Origin of the sequence: Enterococcus sp. DIV1937 (genome assembly GCF_050535975.1) — a bacterium.
Taxonomy (GTDB): Bacteria; Bacillota; Bacilli; order Lactobacillales; family Enterococcaceae; genus Enterococcus; species Enterococcus faecalis.
This window is the reverse complement of the sequence record NZ_CP172909.1, coordinates 401,141-422,562: the sequence shown is the minus strand read 5'-3', so window position 1 is coordinate 422,562 and position 21,422 is coordinate 401,141. Positions and strand designations below refer to the sequence as shown.

At 36.7% G+C, this 21,422-nt stretch carries 20 protein-coding genes, 1 tRNA gene and 1 other annotated feature; of the genes, 6 read left to right on the top strand and 15 right to left on the bottom strand.

Going from position 1 to position 21,422, the window contains the following annotated elements:
* The first annotated feature begins 119 nt into the window (after positions 1-119).
* Positions 120-974, top strand: coding sequence for a M48 family metallopeptidase (locus IGL13_RS02140; protein ID WP_002384882.1), 855 nt, complete (start codon positions 120-122; stop codon positions 972-974).
* 70 nt (positions 975-1,044) lie between these two features.
* Here the strand turns inward: IGL13_RS02140 and IGL13_RS02135 are convergent, their stop codons facing one another.
* A complete protein-coding gene (locus IGL13_RS02135; RefSeq protein WP_002363126.1) occupies positions 1,045-2,058 on the bottom strand; it encodes a lipoate--protein ligase in 1,014 nt (337 codons plus the stop codon).
* A gap of 187 nt (positions 2,059-2,245) precedes the next feature.
* Positions 2,246-2,863, bottom strand: a complete 618-nt coding sequence (locus IGL13_RS02130; RefSeq protein WP_002377994.1) for a nitroreductase family protein — start codon at positions 2,861-2,863, stop codon at positions 2,246-2,248.
* A 111-nt stretch (positions 2,864-2,974) separates the two neighbouring features.
* On the opposite strand from IGL13_RS02130, the gene IGL13_RS02125 reads away from it, so the two are divergent.
* Entirely contained in the window at positions 2,975-3,322 is a 348-nt protein-coding gene (locus IGL13_RS02125; RefSeq protein WP_002355464.1) for a winged helix-turn-helix transcriptional regulator, read from the top strand.
* A 13-nt stretch (positions 3,323-3,335) separates the two neighbouring features.
* Here the strand turns inward: IGL13_RS02125 and IGL13_RS02120 are convergent, their stop codons facing one another.
* Together IGL13_RS02120 and IGL13_RS02115 are read right to left on the bottom strand one after the other, a co-directional pair.
* Entirely contained in the window at positions 3,336-4,295 is a 960-nt protein-coding gene (locus tag IGL13_RS02120; RefSeq protein ID WP_002358640.1) for a GDP-mannose 4,6-dehydratase, read from the bottom strand.
* Positions 4,296-4,317: 22 nt separating this feature from the next.
* Positions 4,318-5,286: a TDT family transporter gene (locus IGL13_RS02115; RefSeq protein ID WP_002355462.1), complete on the bottom strand. Its 969-nt coding sequence runs from the start codon at positions 5,284-5,286 to the stop codon at positions 4,318-4,320.
* 141 nt (positions 5,287-5,427) lie between these two features.
* On the opposite strand from IGL13_RS02115, the gene IGL13_RS02110 reads away from it, so the two are divergent.
* Positions 5,428-6,255, top strand: a complete 828-nt coding sequence (locus tag IGL13_RS02110) for a LysR family transcriptional regulator (protein ID WP_002371452.1) — start codon at positions 5,428-5,430, stop codon at positions 6,253-6,255.
* Positions 6,256-6,301: 46 nt separating this feature from the next.
* Here the strand turns inward: IGL13_RS02110 and IGL13_RS02105 are convergent, their stop codons facing one another.
* Complete coding sequence (locus tag IGL13_RS02105) at positions 6,302-6,712, bottom strand: DUF4809 family protein (RefSeq protein WP_002355460.1); 411 nt, start codon at positions 6,710-6,712, stop codon at positions 6,302-6,304.
* 15 nt (positions 6,713-6,727) lie between these two features.
* Entirely contained in the window at positions 6,728-7,090 is a 363-nt protein-coding gene (locus tag IGL13_RS02100) for a DUF4809 family protein (protein WP_002363122.1), read from the bottom strand.
* 167 nt (positions 7,091-7,257) lie between these two features.
* Here IGL13_RS02100 and IGL13_RS02095 point away from each other — a divergent pair, with 167 nt between their 5' ends.
* From IGL13_RS02095 to IGL13_RS02085, 3 genes are all read left to right on the top strand, one after another.
* The gene (locus IGL13_RS02095; RefSeq protein ID WP_002358635.1) at positions 7,258-8,211 is read left to right on the top strand and encodes an L-lactate dehydrogenase; all 954 of its coding nucleotides are present in this window, start codon (positions 7,258-7,260) and stop codon (positions 8,209-8,211) included.
* Positions 8,212-8,342: 131 nt separating this feature from the next.
* Entirely contained in the window at positions 8,343-8,849 is a 507-nt protein-coding gene (locus IGL13_RS02090; protein ID WP_002377993.1) for a phosphatidylglycerophosphatase A family protein, read from the top strand.
* A gap of 138 nt (positions 8,850-8,987) precedes the next feature.
* On the top strand, positions 8,988-9,437 hold the full coding sequence (locus IGL13_RS02085; protein WP_002355456.1) for a YehR family lipoprotein: 450 nt from the start codon (positions 8,988-8,990) through the stop codon (positions 9,435-9,437).
* 51 nt (positions 9,438-9,488) lie between these two features.
* Here the strand turns inward: IGL13_RS02085 and IGL13_RS02080 are convergent, their stop codons facing one another.
* The 9 genes from IGL13_RS02080 to IGL13_RS02040 all read right to left on the bottom strand — a co-directional run bounded on the left by IGL13_RS02080 (position 9,489) and on the right by IGL13_RS02040 (position 21,373).
* Positions 9,489-10,406: a hypothetical protein gene (locus IGL13_RS02080; RefSeq protein WP_002377991.1), complete on the bottom strand. Its 918-nt coding sequence runs from the start codon at positions 10,404-10,406 to the stop codon at positions 9,489-9,491.
* Between the two features lie 355 nt (positions 10,407-10,761).
* On the bottom strand, positions 10,762-12,168 hold the full coding sequence (gene nhaC / locus IGL13_RS02075) for a Na+/H+ antiporter NhaC (protein WP_002363118.1): 1,407 nt from the start codon (positions 12,166-12,168) through the stop codon (positions 10,762-10,764).
* 124 nt (positions 12,169-12,292) lie between these two features.
* Positions 12,293-13,711: a tyrosine-tyramine antiporter gene (tyrP, locus tag IGL13_RS02070; RefSeq protein WP_002355453.1), complete on the bottom strand. Its 1,419-nt coding sequence runs from the start codon at positions 13,709-13,711 to the stop codon at positions 12,293-12,295.
* 202 nt (positions 13,712-13,913) lie between these two features.
* Complete coding sequence (tdc, locus tag IGL13_RS02065) at positions 13,914-15,776, bottom strand: tyrosine decarboxylase (RefSeq protein ID WP_002355450.1); 1,863 nt, start codon at positions 15,774-15,776, stop codon at positions 13,914-13,916.
* Between the two features lie 298 nt (positions 15,777-16,074).
* Positions 16,075-17,331: a tyrosine--tRNA ligase gene (gene tyrS / locus IGL13_RS02060; RefSeq protein WP_002355444.1), complete on the bottom strand. Its 1,257-nt coding sequence runs from the start codon at positions 17,329-17,331 to the stop codon at positions 16,075-16,077.
* 191 nt (positions 17,332-17,522) lie between these two features.
* Positions 17,523-17,737: a binding site (T-box leader), on the bottom strand.
* A gap of 291 nt (positions 17,738-18,028) precedes the next feature.
* Positions 18,029-19,474, bottom strand: coding sequence for a cardiolipin synthase (gene cls, locus IGL13_RS02055; RefSeq protein ID WP_002361214.1), 1,446 nt, complete (start codon positions 19,472-19,474; stop codon positions 18,029-18,031).
* 166 nt (positions 19,475-19,640) lie between these two features.
* The gene (locus IGL13_RS02050) at positions 19,641-20,123 is read right to left on the bottom strand and encodes a VOC family protein (protein WP_002355441.1); all 483 of its coding nucleotides are present in this window, start codon (positions 20,121-20,123) and stop codon (positions 19,641-19,643) included.
* Between the two features lie 22 nt (positions 20,124-20,145).
* A complete protein-coding gene (locus tag IGL13_RS02045; RefSeq protein WP_002392650.1) occupies positions 20,146-21,021 on the bottom strand; it encodes an aldo/keto reductase in 876 nt (291 codons plus the stop codon).
* Between the two features lie 278 nt (positions 21,022-21,299).
* Positions 21,300-21,373: transfer RNA gene (locus tag IGL13_RS02040), tRNA-Lys, on the bottom strand.
* Positions 21,374-21,422 lie beyond the last annotated feature (49 nt).

Below are 21,422 nucleotides of genomic sequence, written 5' to 3'. Positions count from 1 at the left end.
GATATAATTACCTTTATTCAAGTTCCCACCATTGTCATTATCGATTAACCAATGGTATATTAGAAGTAACAGATAAGTCATTTTATTTGAAAAAGTGTTTGGGAAATGTTTGGGGAGGAATGTTTATGTGTCAACCGCAGGAAAAAAAGAAAGAAATTTCTGTTGCTAAGTTACGTTATCGTTTTGAATTACCAATGATTATCATTGGTTTTGTTTTATTGTTTTTAGCATTGGGGTTAGTTGCCTTATTGATATTGAGTGATTTGCCGATTCCTGACTGGTTATTAATTGTCTTAATTGCACCAATTGCGCCAGTCATTGCTTTTTTTACCATTCGTTATATGTACATGGATACTGCTTCTAACGGAGTGGAAATTACAGAAAATCAGTTACCAGAAATTTATTCCTTGTATATTGATTTGGCAAAAGAAATGGGCTTTGGCACTAAAAAATTAAGGATGCCACGTCTTTATTTAATCAACGGGAATGGTGTCTTAAACGCTTTTGCGGCAAAATGCTCTTTACACAGACGCTATGTTGTCATTCACAGTGATTTGTTGGACATCGCGTACAATACAGGCGATTTTTCGCTGATTCGCTTTATTTTGGCACACGAGCTAGGACACCATAAATGTGGACACACTAATTTATGGCGGCTAATGTTATCCATTATTTTGAAACCAGTTGCGTTAGATAAAAGTTTTACAAGAACGCAAGAATATACCGCTGATCGCGCAGGTTTATACTACGCAGAAGAAGGTGCTTTAAGCATGATTTATTTATTTTCAGGAAAATATATGGGCAGTCGTGTGGATTTAGAAGAATACTTTCACAGTATTGATTTACATGATGATACCATCTGGCTTAAATTGAGTAACTTCTTATCCGATCATCCTGTTGGCTTCCGTCGAATGCAAACATTGAAAAAAGCCAAAGATACTGGCAATTGGGACGTTCATGGAAAATTTTTCTAGCAAGAGCCAACCATCATTAAATAAACGTGCTGGGACAAAAGATTCTTTAACTTTTGTCCCAGCACGTTTATTAATCCACCAATAAATGAACAAATTCTTCTTTGGTGATATTTACAAAGTAGTCTTCAAAGTTAAACGCTGCTAATGCTTGCCAAATTGATGAATACTGATAGTCCACACCTAATAAAGCCGCAACGATTTCCGCTGTTTCTTTTTTGGCAAAGTAATCACCATAAATCGTTAACTCAATTATTTTACCTTTTTCAACAGTCAAACGTGCATCCACAATGCCGCCTTTAAACTTTTCTTCTTTTTTGATCGTAAATTTAGGCGCTTCACCAAAAATCCAAGCTTCATTGCCATACACTTCAGCGACCAATTTCCTAATTTCCTGTTGATCTGCTTTGGTTAGGACATATTCTTTCTCCGCAATTTCAGTTAGAGATTCGACATCAAAGAGCTCCATCAGTAAACGATTGCGAAATTCCTCAATGGTTAATTGTTGATATTTTTCGTCTAAGTACGGCCGTAAATTGGTTACGCGTCCCCGAACAGATTTTGTCCCTTTTGATTCAATTTTTTTCTTAGAAACAGTTAAGACACGTTGAACTTCTGCCAAACCAACATCATACATCAAGGTACCATGAGTATACATCTTCCCCTTTTTTGTATACATGGCATTGCCAGAAAATTTTTTCCCATCAATTAATAAATCATTGCGACCGCTAATCTCGGCCCCCGTTGCGCCCATTTTATGTAATGCTTCAATAATTGGTTTAGTGAACGCTTTAAAATCCCCAAAAGCTTGATGTCCTTCCTGAACAACAAAACTAAAGCTGACATTCCCGAGATCATCATAAACAGCACCACCGCCCGATAAACGGCGAGTAATAACGATTCCCTTCTCTCTAGCATAAGCTAAGTCAATTTCTTCATAAGCATTTTGATTTCGGCCTAAAATAACACAGGGTTCCTGAATATAAAACAACACTAAGGGCTCTTCAAAAGAGAGAGTGTTTAATAGATAATCTTCCGTTGCTAAATTTTCACGAATATCTCGTGACTGCATTATGACATAACGCATAAGGTCGCCCCACTTCTTTTTCTTCTAGTGTATCACTTTCTTTCAAAATTGGTTCACTAAACGTCTTCTCTGGCCATTCTCAAAAGCGGATGATCAACAAAAAAACGAACGTGGGACAACAATCACTTTGGATGTTTGTTCCACGCTCAAAATCTAATAAACAGCAATTGCAGAACTGTTTAGCTTTTTAGTCTAACCAAGTTACTACTTCTGAAACATCTCGTCGGACTGTTTCAAAGCCGGGTGTTTGAGCTTTGCCAATCGGAATAATCAGTCCGTTCACTAAATGGTCCTCAATATTAAATAACTTGCGAACCGCTTCTGTTTCAAACCCAGACATCGCCACCGTATCATAGCCTCGATCTTTTGCAGAAAGCATCAGCTGCATCGCAACTAAGCCTTGGTCTAACATTAGCCACTCTCTTTTTTGTTCTTCGCTAACATCATAGTACCAAGAAACATTTTCATTAATTCCTTGACGAATTTCTTCCGTCATCGTTCCTTGTGCGACAGCTTTAGCACTGATTTCATCTGCATTGGCCACTGTATAAGCAGTCAAATCACCTAATAAAATAATCACCGCCGCTGCCCCTTTAACTGCTGGTTGTTGCATCGAAACTTCGTAAAGGGCTTCTTTTTGTTCTTTTTCTGTGACAATTAAAAAACGCCATGAATTTAAATTGGTACTATTTGGCGCGAACATCGCTTCCTCAATTATGGCCATTAATTCCTCTTTAGGAATCTCAACATCTGACATAAAATCCCGAACTGAGCGGCGGCTGCGAACAACATCTTGATACATCATATTTCTTCTTCCTTCCTCTTGCCTTACTTGACATAGTTATTATTACTCACTATGATGGAGAAAAAAAGTACGCACTTTTTATTCACCTAGGAAGAAAAAAGTAACCATTACGTGTCACAAGGAGAAACTATGACAACTGATAAACAAACCAGTATCAACTTAGCCCTTTCCACCATTAACGGCAAATGGAAATTATCATTAATGGATGAATTATTCCAAGGAACCAAGCGCAACGGTGAATTGATGCGTGCGCTCGACGGAATCACTCAGCGCGTCCTGACAGATCGCTTGAGAGAAATGGAAAAAGATGGCCTAGTCCATCGAGAATCCTTTAACGAACTACCCCCGCGTGTGGAATATACGCTCACTCCGGAAGGATATGCTCTTTACGATGCCCTCTCTTCACTTTGCCATTGGGGCGAAACATTTGCACAAAAAAAGGCGAGACTTAACAAATAAGTCTCGTCTTTTTTTATCTATTTTGGGTATTATGGGTAAACTTAAGATATTTTTGAAGTCCTTCTTGAATTGAATAAACGGGTGAAAAACCTAAGCCTTTCAAAGCAGAACTATCTGAAAGAGAATATTTTATATCGCCATCTCGTTCCTTTTGATAAGAAACTGGCAAAGAAAGTCCCACTAATTGGTTCATTTCTTCAATTAATTGATTAAGGGAAATGGCAACTTCGGTACCCACATTATAAACGTGTCCCAACGCTTCACTTTTGGTTGCTACTAAATTTAATGCAGTTAGGACATCCTCAATGTAGATAAAGTCACGTGTTTGCTGACCATCTCCAAATATTTGAAATTGGCTCGCTTGCCCTTGTTCTAACTGGATATAACGATCCATCAAAATGGACAGGACACCAGAATAGGGTGAAGCAGGATTTTGATTGGGACCATAGACGTTAAAGAAGCGAACTGCGCTCGTGGGTACCCCGTGTAAATGGTATTCATTGAGAACATAACGTTCAGCAGCAAACTTATCAATAGCATAGGGACTCAAAGGGCAAATCACCGAAGTTTCTCTTTTAGGCAACGTTGGCTCTGCACCGTAAACGGCTGCCGACGAAGCAAAAACAAAACGTTTGAGCTTTTTTTGATATTTTTTTATTGATTCCAGTATTTTCAATACACTTAAAAAATTGACCTCGTGGGTCTCTAGAGGCTGTGCCACAGAACTTGCCACGCTTGCCACGGCCGCGAGATGAAAGATATACTCAAACGAATGCTTTGAAAGTACTTCGTCCAATAATTGCTGATCCGTCACACTTCCTTTAATAAAAACCAACTGCTCAGTTTGTTGCAAATTTGACACTCGCCCCATGGACAAATCATCAATCACAAAAACTTGATACTGTTGACTATAAAAATTAGCCAAATTAGAACCAATAAAGCCAGCTCCTCCAGTAATTAATAGTTTCTTCACCTCTTTGCTTCCTCTCTTTTTTTTAATTTAATTCCACTTTTTTCGTGTTATTTTCTCTTTGGAATAAAAAAATGCAATATCGAATGAACACATAACTTACAATAGCCACAGCTAATAAAAGTTCAAAAGTAGACAAAATATTTAACAGACTCGTTAGGCCTACCTTTTCTGCAAATAAAGGTTTAACTTTGACTAATGCTGTCGCAGAAATTACTAATGGGAATGTAAAGGCAGCATAACTTGGATAGAATGTCACTTGCATAATTTTATATAGATTCACTACTACAATCCCATAAATACATTGAGATAAAATTAGCAAGAAAACAACTAATGGCATATACAAATGACCACCCATTGAAATATAGCCAGCTAAACATAACGAACCTGGCGCTGTCATAATCGTCAATAAAGGAATGGTCGATTCAGGCATTTCTTTCGACTTCGTAATTCTCTTGATTAAAATTGGTAACAAGAGTAAATAAAAGAACAACGCTACCCAAAAAACAATTTTTCCCAACTCATTGATAAACAATTGAGAAGTATTAGGAATAACGCCAATGCCGACAAACGTAATAAACCAGCTTGGATAAATATGTTCCAGTTCGATTTTTGTTGGAAAAATATGCACCGCTACAAAATAAATCATTAAAATAAAATGTAAAATCACTGCGCCAATCCACAACACGTTAATCCAAGCAGCATTGGTAAATATCCGATCTAAGAAAACACAGATAACCATTAAAGCCATTGTAAATGTTGGTGATACCGAAGCAATAATTGGATCATCTAAGGTGCTTAATGCATGTTTCATTGTAAAAATAATTTTTAAAATAACTAAAATCATTAAGAGACTGCCAAGTACACAATAAATGGTCCCAATTGTTGCATATCCCAAGGAATAAAGTAAATTCCCCAAAGAAACCATCCCTAAAATTAGTCCGCAAATGGGAATCGGGACTTTCCGCAAGAATTTTTTCGCACTTTCTACCATTATGTAGTCACACTCCGTCTTTATTTATTATTATTGATATTAATCAAAAGTATGTTATTATACTAAATGAAATATTTATATTTGTAAAATAAATATTTGCAATACCAACTATTAAGATAGTAAATAGAAAGAGGCGATTTTATGTTCGAATGGATCAAAACATTTATTGCTGTGTATGAAACCAAAAATTTTAGTACGGCGGCCAAACAATTGTATATTTCTCAGCCAACTGTTTCTTTGCAAATCAAGAAATTAGAGCAACACTTTTCGATCAAGCTGTTCTATCGTAATGGAAAACAATCGGTTATTCCTACCAAAGAAGCTGATTTTTTATATCCAAAAATGCTCTCGATTATTGAAAGCTTAACTACTTCTTTTGCGCAAGCTGCAGAAAAAGAGAATTTTAAAGAAGACTGCATTATAGCCTCTTCAAATACAGTTGCTATTTATTTACTGCCAGATATTATGGAGAGTTTGGTTACCGCTTTTCCACTCATCAACTTTTCGATTCAACTGATGAATTCAAACGAAGTCGTGGATATGGTTCAAAATAATCATGCCCACATTGGACTAATTGAAAAACCCATTGAAACCAAAAATCTACACAAAGAAATTGTTTATGAAGATCAACTAGTTCTAGCAGGAGATGCCGCTTCAAAATTTTGGCTCTTAAGAGAAAAGAACTCTGGCTTACGTTTTTTCAATGAGCTTTATCTCAACGAACACAGCATCAACTTACCAATTATCGAATTAAACAACAACGAAGTCCTGTTACAATTGCTAAAAAATAACATTGGGCAATCAATTGTTTCTCGATTATCTATTTCCGATGAGATCCCTTGGCAACCAATTGATCAGTCCTTTGCTTCTCGAAAAATTTTCATTGTCCAGACCGATCACCATGCCAATACTTCCTTCTCTGAAGTTTATAACCGAATCGTTGAAAAAATTCGTGAACGACAAACCTAAAAAACAGGAAAACGACTTAGCTTTCGCTAAATCGTTTTCCTGTTTTTTATTCATCAGTTTCCTCTACCAATTCAAATTCAAAAGGTTCTAACTCAAATAGTTGGTGTAAAATTTGCTGGGTTTCTTGGAACACTTGTTGTGGCTCTTTAGACAAAAGAGTGCTTTGAATGGTCTGTTTTTTTGATTGAAAAAGAATTCTCGTTTCCTCTTCCTTAAATACAACTTGATGAGTTTCCCTTTCAAACATCGTATATTCTTCGAACATTTCCATAACTAATTTTTGACGAAACCCTTCTTTGAGTGCTAATAAAGTTACTAAATCTGCAACGGTTAGCATTTCTAACGCAATTGTTTCATCTTCTACATGAACAAGATAATTCGTACACTTCACATTCGGACAGGCATTGCAGCCGCCATTAATCAAGTCTGAGGTAGTTGTTATTTTCACCTGTTTCATCTTAATCCTTCTTTCCTACTTTTCGAGAAAAACACAAGGGGTCTCCTCAAAAATATTCAATAAAATATGATTTACTTCTTGAAAGACTTCTTCGTGATTCCGGCATTGTTTTTCCATTACTAAACGCAGATCATTCACAACAAAAGTCAACGTCGTCGCTTGTTGGGAAACATGTATACAACGGTTGCCTTTAACAAAACATTCTGTTTGTTCTTCAATGAATGGTTCTTTTTGATAGCCATATGCTGAAGCGACACATTCCAGGATTTCGTAGATTTCTATTTTTGGAAGTTCATAGCTACAGCTACCGATAACTAGTTGAAAACGGTTCGGCTGTTTTTCATTATTGCTTGCATAATACACTGTTGTCGTTGTCATTTTGCCTCCTTATCTCCTCTATTTTCCTACTCTTATCATAACAAAAAAAGCACGCTTCCCTTATTTAAATTGTTAATAAAGACTATTACAGATTGGTATAACCACACCTAAAAAGTTCGTGATATAATTCACTAAGAAAGAAATATTACAGAAAGAAGAGATGAACGATGAAAGTATTTAACAAAAAAGTCGCAATTATTGGTACTGGTTTTGTTGGCACAAGTATTGCCTATTCCATGATCAACCAAGGGATTGCGAATGAATTAATCTTAGTTGATATTGACAAAGCCAAATCTGAAGGCGAAGCAATTGACTTATTAGATGGTGTGTCTTGGGGTCAAGAAAATGTAAACGTCTGGGCTGGCGACTATCAAGACTGCCAAGATGCCGATATCGTCGTGATTACAGCTGGCGCTAATCAAAAACCTGGGCAAAGTCGTCTAGATTTGGTTTCAATCAATGCAGAAATTATGAAAACAATTGTTAACAATATCATGAAATCTGGTTTTGATGGAATTTTAGTGATTGCCTCAAATCCTGTCGATGTACTGACTTATGTGGCCTGGCAAGCTTCTGGTTTACCTGTTTCAAGAGTAATTGGAACTGGTACAACTTTGGACACAACTCGTTTCCGCAAAGAACTGTCTCAACGTTTAGCGATTGATCCACGCAATGTTCACGGCTATATTATTGGCGAACACGGGGATTCTGAAGTGGCTGTCTGGTCTCATACCATGATTGGTACCAAACCTATTTTAGAAATTGTGGATACGACAGAGCGCTTAACTAGTGACGATTTACCAATCATTTCTGATAAAGTGAAAAATACAGCTTATGAAATTATCGATCGCAAACAAGCGACCTATTATGGGATTGGTATGAGTACTGCACGCATTGTTAAAGCCATTTTAAATAATGAACAAGCTATTTTACCTGTCTCAGCTTACTTAGATGGGCAATATGGGCAACAAGATGTATTTACAGGGATTCCTGCAGTCGTTGGCAATCAAGGTGTGACTGACATTATTGAATTGAATCTGAATGCCGCTGAAAAAGAACTCTTCCAAAAATCAGTGACACAATTAAAACAAGTGATGGCATCGTTACAACCGAACGCTTAGTAATTTTTAACTAAAAATAACACTTCAACTAAATTATTCTCTACCAAAATAGATTCTAATTCCCCTTTATCGTTCTTTTTGGTACCATGAAAGAAGAACTTCAACTAAAGCAGAAATTAGGAGGACAAAAAATGGTAATCCAAGGAGATACGTTAGAAAATAGCGCACGTCGTTTATTGCAAGAACGTGGCGTAACAATGAATGATTTAGCTGAACTTGTGTTATTTTTACAAAAAGATTATATTGACAATTTAACATTAGATACTTGTTTAGAAAGTGTTGATGCCGTGTTAACAAAGCGTGAAGTACACAACGCGATTATTACAGGTGTCCAACTGGATATTCTGGCGGAAAAAAACAAGCTACTTTCACCGTTACAAGAAATTTTAACGGAAGATGAAGGGCTTTATGGCATTGATGAAATTATGGCGCTCTCCATTGTAAATGTTTATGGATCTATCGGTTTTACGAACTATGGGTATATCGACAAGGTAAAACCAGGCATTTTAAAAGAGTTAAATGCGCATGATGGCGAACATGTCCACACATTCTTGGATGATATCGTGGGCGCAATTGCGGCTGCAGCTGCCAGTCGGTTGGCTCACTCACAACCAGATTTAAGTGATATTACTAAATAAAAAACTTGCCTCTTCATTTTTATGAGAAGAGGCAAGTTTTTTATTTGCTGGACTTCTCACAAGCTTTCTACTTAACAGTAATTATTTGCCGTGTTATGTTACAGTCAAGAATAAACAGCTAAAGGAGGTTATCTAGAAATGAAAAAGTTTTTACGCGTATTTTTAATTTTTATTGGGGTATTCTTTCTTGCAAGTTGCGGTTCAAAAATAGAGACAAAAACCTTTGTAGGTTCGCCACAAGATGGGATTGATTCCACCTTAACCTATACGTACCAAGGAGATAAAGTCTTAACGCAAACGGCTAAAAACATTGTTTCTTATGACAAATTGGGGATTACAAAAGAAGAGGCAAAAACAGCGTTGGAACCCGTTTCTAAACAATATGAGGACATCAAAGGGCTTGATTACAAACTGACCTATGAGGACAAACAAGCCATCGAAAAATTGACGATTAATTATGAAAAACTTGATTATGATAAAGCCAAAAAAGTGGATGGTATCCAGATTGATGGAGATTCTTCTAAGGGAATCAGCATGAAGAAAAGCCAAGAATTGGTGGAGTCACAAGGTTATACAGAACAAAAATAATAAAAGAAAGCGTGCGACAATGGGCATTGTCGCACGCTTTCTTTTTATTAATTACATTGATGTTGCCATCTTCACTGCTTGAATTGGGTCAAAATGATGGACAGAGTAAACGACTGTACCGGCTTGCCAAACTACTGAGTTTCGATTATAGTCAGTGGTTCCTGCCACGTTCAGTGTGATTTGACCAACGGTATTCGGTGCTGGTAATGTTTCTTGTTCCAAAATGTTGACAACATTTTTCGCTAAATCATCAGGCGATTCACCATTGATATTTGAGGCCCGTACGACTAAACTCCAATTGCCTTCTTGCCAAGATAAGTAACTAGAACCTGCCGCCCCTTGTTTATACCCAGTAATATTGTAACCTAAATCTACTGGTTGACCGCCATTGTCAATGATTTGGTTCACTGCATTTTTTGCTTCGGCATCAGAGCCATATGTTTTTTTCTCAAAAGAACTAATTGGCGTTAACTGATTAACACGTGCATCATTCACTGGAATCGCTTCTTTTTCTGCATAATATAAAACACGGAAATTGTTTTGATCCGCTTGTGATGTTGTCGCTGCAGTTAAAAAGTTATTCGTTTGACTCGTTAAAATTGCCTGCGGTAAGCCTTGACCAGGAAACATGTTTGCTAACTGGTTAAGCACTTGGTTGGCTTGGTCATCTGGATTCGCATTTTTCGCTGGTGATTGCTTCTCTGCTGAGCCATTATTTGCCGCTTCCTTCGTAGAAGAAGCTGTTGCTTTCGAATCATCTGTTGTTGTTCCTGACGGTTTCGCATCACTAGATTTTGTTGCTGCTTTGCTACTTGATTCTTTTGTAGCAGATGCTTTTGTACTCTCGACTGTGGTACTTTCCGCAGCACTGGAACGACTATCCGTATTTTCTGTACTTTTTCCGCCGCCACATGCTGCTAAAGCAAGGGTTAAAAGAAAAGCACTAGAAATAAGCCCTATCTTTTTCATAAGAATTCCTCCTTGTTTTCCCTACCCTTATTGTACCTTAATCATGTGTATCCGTCACTTGTTTGTGTTTCGTTCTAGTTGGTTTAAATAACAGAAAGTGGACGGTAGGATTCGAACCTACACCTCAACATTGAGCAAGAATAAACTACTGTTAGTCTCTATGAGTTTAACACCACGTTCATCCACCTATTTGATTGATCCTTTGTATCATAACTTAGAATAATTAAATTGCCTTTAAGGAGCTTCAAAGATTATATGAAGAATTGTAAAAAATCTGTGACGAAAAAACGATTGAACCAATCAGTAGATACACTGAGGTTCAATCGTAACCAATTGTTTAATTATCTGAAAAAACTCACAATTCAACGTTAGTCCCTGGTGCTTTTTTGTTTTCCCCTTGTTGTTTTTTTAAGAATATCCCCAAAATGACAGTGATAATAGGGCAAAGCAATGGGAAAAAGGCATACGGTAAGTATTCTAGTGCACCAACTTTTAACGTTCCCATAATGAAGGTACCACTAACTCCCCAAGGAATTAACGAGTTGACTGCCGCCCCAGCATCTGCCAAAGTACGAGTTAAATATTTTTTATCAATACCTAAACGAGTAAATGAGGATTTAAATGTTTCCCCTGGTAAAATAATTGACAAATATTGTTCGCCAACTAGTAAGTTAATTCCCACAGAACTTAAGGCAGTTAAAGCGATTAATTTGGCTGGATTATTCACATAGCCTTTAATTTTATCAATTAAAGTAGCCACGATGTTAAACTTAATCAACAAGCCGCCCAAACCTAATGCCAAAATAATCAACGCAGCAGAACCTAACATGCTTTCAATCCCACCACGAGATAAAAGTGTATCAATACTTTGATCCCCTGTATCTGCCACATAACCACTCATTAAGATGGTAGAAACTTTCGCTAAACTTAGGTGATGATCATTTATAAAAGCTAAGATGACCGCCACTGTAGAGCCGACTAGTAACGTTGGAATAGCCGGTACCTTTTTCCAGGCGAATAAGAATAAAACCGCTACTGGCAACAATGTAATCGGTGAAATCCAGAATCCTTGATGTAACGTTTGGACCATTGCATCAACCGATTGTAAATCCGCCGAACCAGATTGATGCCCCAAGAAGATATAGCCGACAATCGAAATAATAAACGCCGGAATAACAGTGTACATCATGTTTAGTATATGTTCAAAAAGGTTCACGCCACCAATTCCAGCAGCTAAGTTTGTTGTATCAGATAACGGTGAAATGTTGTTCCCTAAAAAGGCACCTGAAACAACTGCACCAGCTGTCATCGCATTGTCGAATCCAAGAATATGTCCAATACCTAGAAAGGCAATCCCCATAGTTGAAACAGTCGTAAAGGAGCTCCCTACCGTCACACCAACTAGTGCACAGACCACAAAAACGGTTGGTAAGAAGAACTTCACTGAGATAATTTTAAAACCATAAACCATAATTGTTGGAATCGTCCCAGACAAGATCCAAGTAGCAACTAAGACACCTATCAACAAGAAAATAATAATCGGAATGATCCCTGGTTTAATCCCTTCCACAATGCCTTCGTGGATCTCATCCCAAGAAAATCCTTTCCATTTGCCATAAAGCAACAACAACATGAATACAAAAAGAATCGGTATGTGAGGGGTTAATTTTTGACCAATAATTAAGTACCCGAGAATCGCTAACAAGGCAATCAAAATGCCTAAACTTTCAGCGAACGAAACAGTGGGTTTCGTTGATTTCATATGAAAACCTCCTTTTATGGAAAGCGAAAACTGAAGCAATAATCGAACTTGCTTCAGTTTCCAAACGACAATTTACTATAGTCATCAGGTGAAGAGGCACTCAGCAAAATAATTGCTAGCCTTTTTATTCACCTAAATCTTCTTTTACTTCCGTTGCCCAACTTGCTTTTTTAAAGCGATTAATGATTAACGGAATCACAAACATAACAATAGTGATTAATGCAACTAAGACTGCATCAGTCACGGTTGTTGTACCTAATGTGGCGAAAATAACAATGATAACACTAAAAATTAACATTGCTGCCACTAAATAAGCTAAGCCATTACCTTTTTTACCAATTCGGTAAGGACGTAGTGTATCTGGTTGAGATTTACGTAATTTAATTAGGGAAATCGCAATCAATACATACACAATACTATAAATAATTGTTGTTGCATTTGTTAAAGTTAAGAATACAGCGTTGACATCATCCATTACCCCATAAAGTAAAGCGAATAATGAGATAACCACAGATTGTGTTAACACAACATTACGAGAAACGCCATATTTATTTTCGCGATGGAAACCAAATTTTGGTGGCAATAAGCCATCACGAGCAACTTGAATAATTGTTTTTGATGGTCCAGTAACCCAAGCAGATAATTGTAATAACACACCTAAGAAGACCATGAAACTAAAGATATTACCAATAATTGTTGGTAAACCTAAAACGTCACAATAAAGCAAAATTGGTTGTGTAATGTTAGACAATTCCATTTTGCCATTTGGAACAATATTAGCAACAAACATTGCATTAATAACGTTTAATAAAACTAAACCAATTAATGAAATGAAAACGCCTTTTGTATAATTTTTTGTTGCATCTTTCAAACGAGGAATATAAACAGAAGACATTTCAATCCCAACAAAGATAAACGCAATCCCTGCTAGATATTTAAATGTGTCCATATTTTCTAAGTTTGGTAAAACTTTTGACCAAGAGAAGGCACCTAAATAGCCGCCAGGTGTTAAGCCTACTTTAATCATTGAAAGAAGACCTAAAACAAACATAACTAATACTGGGATGTAAACACCTAGCCAAACACCAATATTTCCGCCAACTTTCGCCATATCAAATTTCAAGTTCAAGATTGTAATAATCCAGTAAATCACTAAGATACAACCTAATACGAACCAATGATTTTCACCTAAATGAACATTACCAAATGTATTACCTAGCAAAGGGCCTAATGTAGAAGCAACCATTACCATTCCTGGGAACATTTGCACCCATAGTAACCAAGCGACAACAAAACCCCATTTGCTACCTAAGGCAGTTTTAACCCAAAGTTGAGGGCCACCTTCTTGAGGAAGCATCGTAGATAATTCACCAGATATCAATGCGATTGGACCAGCAAAGAATAAGACCGCGAAAATTGTGTAAGAAATTAATGTCCAACCAACAGCAGCAAGTGTTGGGATACTACGTACAGTTGCACACAATGCCATTGTTAAACCGATAAAAGTACCTAATTCAATTTTTTTAACTTGTTGTTTATCCAATTTTGTACACTCCTTATAAGATTTTGGATAAGGAGCATGAATGACTGTTATACGCTGAGTAAAACAGTCATTCGACTGCCTCTTACCCAGACAAAGAATTGGTTAAGAGGTTAGCCGTCTGGTTGATTTATCTCTTGAATAAATCAACCAGACGAACGTTCCCTCGTTCGGTTACCATTTCTTTTTTCCGTTTAAGATTCAATTATTTTACGTCGTAAATTTGTTCTAATTTTTCTTGTAAAGCAGCTTGAATCTTAGGAGCGTAAACATCAAATTCTTCTTTATCGTTCATGTATGGAGTCATTACAGCAGCACGTAACACAGTTACTTTACCTGCACGGTTCCATTCTTCGTCACTAAATCCTAAGCTGTTTACAAATTTTAATGGGCTGTTGCCATAATCTGGAATAGCAAAGTCAGTATGTGAAGTAATGAATTCGTTGTTGTAAATATTTCCTTTAACGTATGATGCATAGTCATATACATCATGGTTTAATTTGTTCATTGCTACTAAATCATCGTTGCCTTTTTCTTTAAACACATAGTCAACCATGTTGAAGTCTGGATGAGTTAATGTGTGGACTTCGATTTCTTTGTCGCCAACTTTGAATGTTAAATCATTCAAGAAGTTATAGAAATGATGTGATCCTTCAATTGAAGCACCAATTAATTTACCATAACCTGCAACGTTTAAAGGTAAAACGTGATGTGCAGCCCATACAGAAGCAGCTGTTGCACCAGCTTTTGAACCTTCAAGGATATAAGCACCTAGTAACGCAGGAATATCGGCACCTTTTTCAAATACGTAAGTTGCGAAGTAAGAAATAACGTCGCGCATACGGATATCTTGGATAACGATACCACCAGCTGAATAAGGGATATAACCCATTTTATGAGGGTCAATTGTTACTGATTCTGCTAATTCGATTGCTTTATATGCATCATACACTTCTCTTGAAATGTGTTCTTTTTTCTCTTTGAAGACACCGTATTCTTCGTGAACATCTTGTAAATCTTCGTAAGGAATGAAGTTGTTGTCTTCGTCTAAGAAGATGGCACGTCCATAACCACCATAAGCAGCATCAACGTGTACATAATAGTAAATACCGTCTTTCATTAATTCATCGCGTAAAGCAATAATTTTATCGATTGAGTCAACGGCACCTTCTTCAGTAGAACCAACTACACCGACAACACCTAGCACTGGAATTTGTTCTTCTGCTAAGCCACGAACGATTTTTTCTAATTCGTTGATATCCATACGGTAGTTATGGTCAACTGGTACTGGGATAACTTGATCTAAACCGATACCGATAATATCAGCAGCTTTTAACCAAGAATAGTGTTTAGTTTGTGGAACTAACCATTTACCGATTGCTTGTAAATGTTTACCTGAACGAGCTGAATGAGCTTTGATTTCATCAATTTCATCTTCAGCTGATTCTAATAAGTCCATAATTTCTTTTGTTGGCATGTTCAATAGTTCCCAATCTGATTTGCCAGCAACTAATTCTGGTTTTACTTCTTTCATAGCAAATGGTAATGATTTAATGTTACGGGCATACCATAAGCCTTCTAAGTTAGCTAAAGAACCATCAGCAACGATGTGTCCCCAACCATTTTTGTAGCTCATTAAGTGAGCAAATTCATGTCCTACTTCTTCTTCCATTTGAGAAGTTGCTGGAGAAGATTCATAGGCAACGTTGTTCCCGTTCCATAGCATTGCAAAGTTGTAAGCTAATAGAGAAGGCATTAATGTTTCTGAGTTCATATGTCCCCAATATCTACCTGCTGTATGCCATGGAACTGAATGTGTACGCATGCGAGAAGAGATTTCATTCAATACATCTTTCATATGGTTGACAGTTTTTTCGTAGCTTTCAGATGTGCGTTCTTGAGAAGAGATAACTGGCATGTCTTGTGGCATGTAGTTTTGACGCCATCCTAAATGTTCATCTACTAAGTCGATCAACAAGTCTTTATATAATTGTCCGTTTTCGGCTTTGTCCCCAATGAATAGTGCATTAAGGTTCATTTCGCCTTTTGCTAATTTTTCGTTTTTCATACGAAAATTCCTCCTTACAAATTTTAATGAATTAGATTTTGCATTCACAACTTACACCCAAACGGCTAAAGTGTAAAGAAGAAAAATAACAATGGTTATCATAGCTCTTTAATTTTATAATTTTTTCACAAGGTGTCTTGTCAGAACCATTATATAAAAAAATAAGAGTGGGATTGTGTGTACAATCCCACTCTTATTAGGTGTATTAACGGTTTCACCACTACCTGTAAGGAGAAATAGAATTTTAACTTTGATCAAATAATCACACGTCTTCTCTTCGTGAAATTATTATCAATTTCTAATCCATTACTTTTGCTAAAAAGTAATTTTTCTTCCCTTTCCGTACAACAACGAATTTTCCATCGAAATGTTGTGTTGGATCGACTGCAAAATCTAAATCGGTAACTCGGTCACCGTTAATACTTATAGCTCCTCCGCTCACATCTTCGCGAGCTTGACGTTTTGATGGTTCGATTTCTGTGTCAACTAACCAATCTACGATGTTTTTAGCATCTTTGGTAATTTCAACAGTTGGCACATGTTCTAACCCTTGCTCGATTTCCTCAATCGTTAAGTCTTTAATATTGCCTGAGAAAAGAGCTTCTGAAATTTTTTGCGCTTCTTCTAATGCTGCATCATCGTGAACAAATCGTGTCACTTCTTCAGCTAAGCGTCTTTGTGCTTCACGTTTACCTGGTTCTTTTTCAACTTTTTCAGCTAACGCATCGATTTCTTCTTTATCTAAGAAAGTAAAGAATTTCAAGTATTTGATGACATCACGATCATCTTGATTTAACCAGAATTGGTAGAATTCAAATGGTGAGGTTTTCTTAGGATCTAACCAGATAGCGCCACCCGCTGTTTTCCCAAATTTTGTACCATCTGCTTTTAGCATTAAAGGAATGGTTAACCCGAATACTTTGGCTTCTGGTCCTTCTTTTTTACGAATCAAATCTAATCCTGCAGTGATATTGCCCCATTGATCAGCGCCACCAATTTGCAATTGAATATTATGTTTTTTATGCAATGTGTAAAAGTCAATTGATTGAAGAATTTGGTATGTGAATTCTGTAAAGGAAATGCCACTTTCTAAACGACTAGCGACAATGTCTTTTGCCAACATCGTGTTGACATTAAAGTTTTTCCCGTAATCTCTTAAAAAATCTAATAAAGATAGTTCTGATAACCAATCGTAGTTGTTCACCATTGTTACCTCAGCATCTTTACCAAATAATTTTTTCATTTGGTTTGAAAGACTGTCCACATTATGTTGCACAGCTTCCATCGTTTGTAAGACACGTTCGGTTGTTCGTCCACTTGGGTCACCAATTGTTCCAGTTCCGCCACCAATTAAAATGTATGGGTGATGACCTGCTAATTGGAATCGTTTCATCATCATAAAAGGAATTAAATGTCCAATATGCATGCTATCTCCAGTTGGATCGACACCGCAATATAGCGAAATGCTCGTATTTTCTGTAAGTTCTCTTAGTCCTTCTTCGTTTGTTTGTTGATTGATTGCATCACGCCATGCTAGCTCGTCAATGATATTCATGTTATCACCCTCCATATTTATAATTATCTCTTTATAGGAAATCGTTCATTTAACGAAACAAACGATTAACACACTTGTTTTTACACGATATCCCGTGTTTATTTCTATGTATACACGGGTTCACGAAATTTTCTTTGGTCTGCCACGTATTCAAAAAAAGAATACAAAAAATCCCTAAGTCGTCGAAACGACTTAGGGACGAATTTCTCGTGGTACCACCCAAATTTATACATAGTTTAGTTTATTTAAAATACTATATACCTCTTAACAAATAACGCTGTTACCCGTGCCCTGTAGGCAGAAGCTCAAGAATGTAATTCGATAAATAACGTGTACTAGTTTCCAGCGCCACTAGCTTTCTGTAACAGTGGTTATTTCTCTACTGCTTTTCTGTCATTGCTTTGTATTTAACTTGTACATGTAGCATATTCCTTTTCGTTTTTTTTGTCAACACTCTTTGCTTAATTTTTTTTACTTTTATAAAAGATGTCCCTTTTTCACAAAAATAAAATAACGAATTCAAAATAATATTTATTTGTTTTAACAGCAACTACAGATAAAAAAATAACGAAAAAATTTAAAAAATATTCTTTTAAATTTTTTTGACTTTTTTTGTGATTTTCTATACTTTTATAAAATTCCCGAAGAAAAATGACGAACTTCGGATCAGAAGTTCGTCATTTTGTGAAAAACAGTTTTAAAGAATTGGTGAAAATAATCGTGAAATTTGTTGTTTAAAAATCAACCATTTTGACATGTCGCGAACAACTTCTGGAGTCATTGTTGTACATTTTTTTCGATCTTCTAAGAAAATTGCTTCTAATTGATCAATGATTTTTTTATCATATAACACAGCATTTGCTTCAAAGTTTAATTTGTAACTTCGGATATCTTGATTGGCTGAACCAACTGTGCAGACTTCATCATCCATAATCATTGTTTTCGCATGTAAGAAACCACCGTTATAAATTAAAATTTCAATATTTTCTTTCATCAATAAGCGGCCGTAATACTGTGTTGCTCGATAAATAAACGGATGGTCGGGCTTATCTGGAATCATAATTTTAACATCTACTCCTGAAGCCGCAGCAACCTTTAAAGCAGCCAAGACACTATCATCAGGAACTAAATACGGCGTTTGAATCCAGACTCTTTTCTTGGCAGAAGTAATCAATTTAATAAAGGCCAATTTAATTTGTTCACGGTCACTGTTAGGACCACTGGCAATCATCTGAATGGATGTATTTGCCTCTGGCACCAATGCTTCAAGTTTAAAGAAATAATCCAATTGATACGCCACACGATTTTTCTCGGGGGAAGAGACGTTCCAATCCATTAAAAAACGCATTTGCAGTAATGAGGCTGCTGGCCCTTGAATCCGTAAATGTGTATCCCGCCAATAGCCAAACTTTTTAGTCGTTCCGGCATATTGATCGGCAACATTAAAGCCGCCAATGTAGCCTACTTTTCCGTCAATAACAACAATTTTCCGGTGATCATGATAATTCAAACGAAACTTCAAAAGTGCTTTTTGAGAAGTAATAAACGTTTGGACAAAACCGCCGTTTTTTTTCAATTCATTCAAATGATGAACCTTGGTGCCCTTTGAGCCAAAGGCATCGTAAAGCAACCGCACTTCAACCCCTTCAGCCGCCTTTTCTTCTAATAAGTTCAAAATTTTGGTGCCGATATGATCCGTTACAAAGGCATAATATTCAATATGAATGGAGTGCTGAGCTTTTTTTATGTCCGCCATCAACGCATTGAATTTTTCCGTACCATCCGTAAAAATTTCAACATCATTTTTCTTAGTCAGAGGCATCCTATTTAACGAGGAAAAAAAGTCTGTAAACTGTTGTTGCTCCTCCGTCGGCATCTTTTGACTATAAAGTTCAAAACTTTCTTCTTGGAAATTCTGAAAATTCTCTAATTCCCGCAAATCACTTTGTTGCAAATAAAATTTCTTTTTGTCGGTTAAACCGCGCCCAAAGAATAAATATAAGAAAAAACCAAAAACGGGTAGAGCAATCAGTACGAGTAGCCATGCCCAAATTGCTGCTACATCTCGAGGTTTTAACAAAATGGTAATTCCCGCAATAATTGCATTAATAAAATAAATAACTGTTAAGACGCTAAGAATCAATTGTCTTCCTCCTTTATTTGTTACGTTTTAGTATACCATCAATTACGGATTTGGAATATCTTTTCTTTAGCTGCTTCTGTCTCAAAAAATAAAAAGACCCCCTCATTCTAGTACCAGTAACTAGAATGAGGGGGTCTTTTTGATGTTTGTTTGAAAGTCTTTTAACTTAATTTCGTGTAAATGGACCTTTAGGAGCAATCAATTCTAAATTTGTACCATCTGGATCGGTAAAGTAAGCAACCCCTGTACCAAAACCGCTCTTCAAGCCATCTTCTTCTTGGAATGTAATCGGCTCTCCATCAGGTTCTACGCCAATCGCTCTTAAACGTGCAACAGCTGCATCAATATCTTCCACTTCGAAACACATATGCATTGCACTAATTTGTTCGTTGGAATAAGAAGCTTTTTCTGATTTTGGTTTAACATATTCTAATAAATCAATATTGATGTTTTCTAGATGCACATTGGCATACTTGATTAATGTATCATCTAACCCTTGTGTTTGGGCCATCCGTTTTCCACCAATTTCATCACGATTTGCGATTTTTGTTCCTGTTAATGCTTCATAAAACTTCACTGATTCATCCAAATTACTGACTGTAATCCCCACGTGGTTGACTACTGAAAAACCTTTAACTGCTTCACTCATTGTATCTCCTCCTAGTTAATTTTTAGAAATCAAACGTGTCTGGATCTGGTCCCACACGTAACGATTCATTCAATTGGTTGATTTGTGCCATTTCTTCTGCACTTAGTTCAAAATCAAAGACCGCTGCATTGCTAATCATCCGTTCTTTGTGGACAGATTTCACGGCTAATAAGATATCTTGTTGAATATCCCAACGTAAAATCACTTGGGCTGCTGATTTATTATGGTTCTCAGCAATCGCCAAAATGGTTTCATTAGATAATAATTGGCCTTGCATCAATGGTGACCAAGCTTGGACTTTGATATCATGTTTTTCACAGAAATTACGCACTTCTTTTTGATCCAATTTTGGATGTAGTTCCACTTGGTTAATTACCGGAACAACTTTTGCATAAGAAAGTAAATCTTCTAAATGATGAACTTGGAAGTTGCTGACACCAATTGCTTTCACTTTTCCTTCGGCGTATAAAGTTTCTAAAGCTTGCCATGATTCTTTGTAAGAATTATTTCCTGGCCAATGAATTAAATACAAATCTAAATAATCTAAACCTAAACGTTCCAAACTATCATTGAAAGCTTGAATTGTTTCATCATAGGAAATATGCGCGTTCCAAACTTTCGAGGTAACAAATAAGTCCTCACGGTTCAAACCAGTTGCCGCTAAGCCTGCTTTAATTCCCGCTCCTGTGCCAGATTCATTACCATAGATTTGCGCTGTATCGATTAAACGATAACCATTGATAATCCCTTCTTCGACCACTTTTGCTGTCTCTTCATCTGGTATTTGGAATACCCCGAGACCCATTCCTGGAATTTTAGTGCCGTTGTTTAATGTTACTGTATCTGCTAGTGATGTAATCATTTGATTCGCTCCTTTAACATTTTCTGATATCATCATATACCGTGCCGTACATGCTGTATAGTACGTACTTTTTCGTTTCATAGGAACCAAAAAGTGCGCTTTTTGTTAAATTCGCTTTTTTAGCCTGAAAAATTTTTAACTTTTTTTATATAACGTACTTTCTCGCTCTTCTAAGCGTAGCATTCTTTAACCGATTTAACTAGTGTATCTCTCACGACACACGACATTTTATGTAAAAAAAGAGAACGCGTACTCCGTCTTCGAAACGTCCTAAGACGCCGACAGAATACCGTTCTCGTGGGTTTGGCACCCAATGGGGGCATAGGGATTCGAACCCTAGACCCTCTGATTAAGAGTCAGATGCTCTAACCAACTGAGCTATGCCCCCGTTGTATAAAATGGCTTTTCAGCTACCTCAATATTGTAGCACTCCGCTA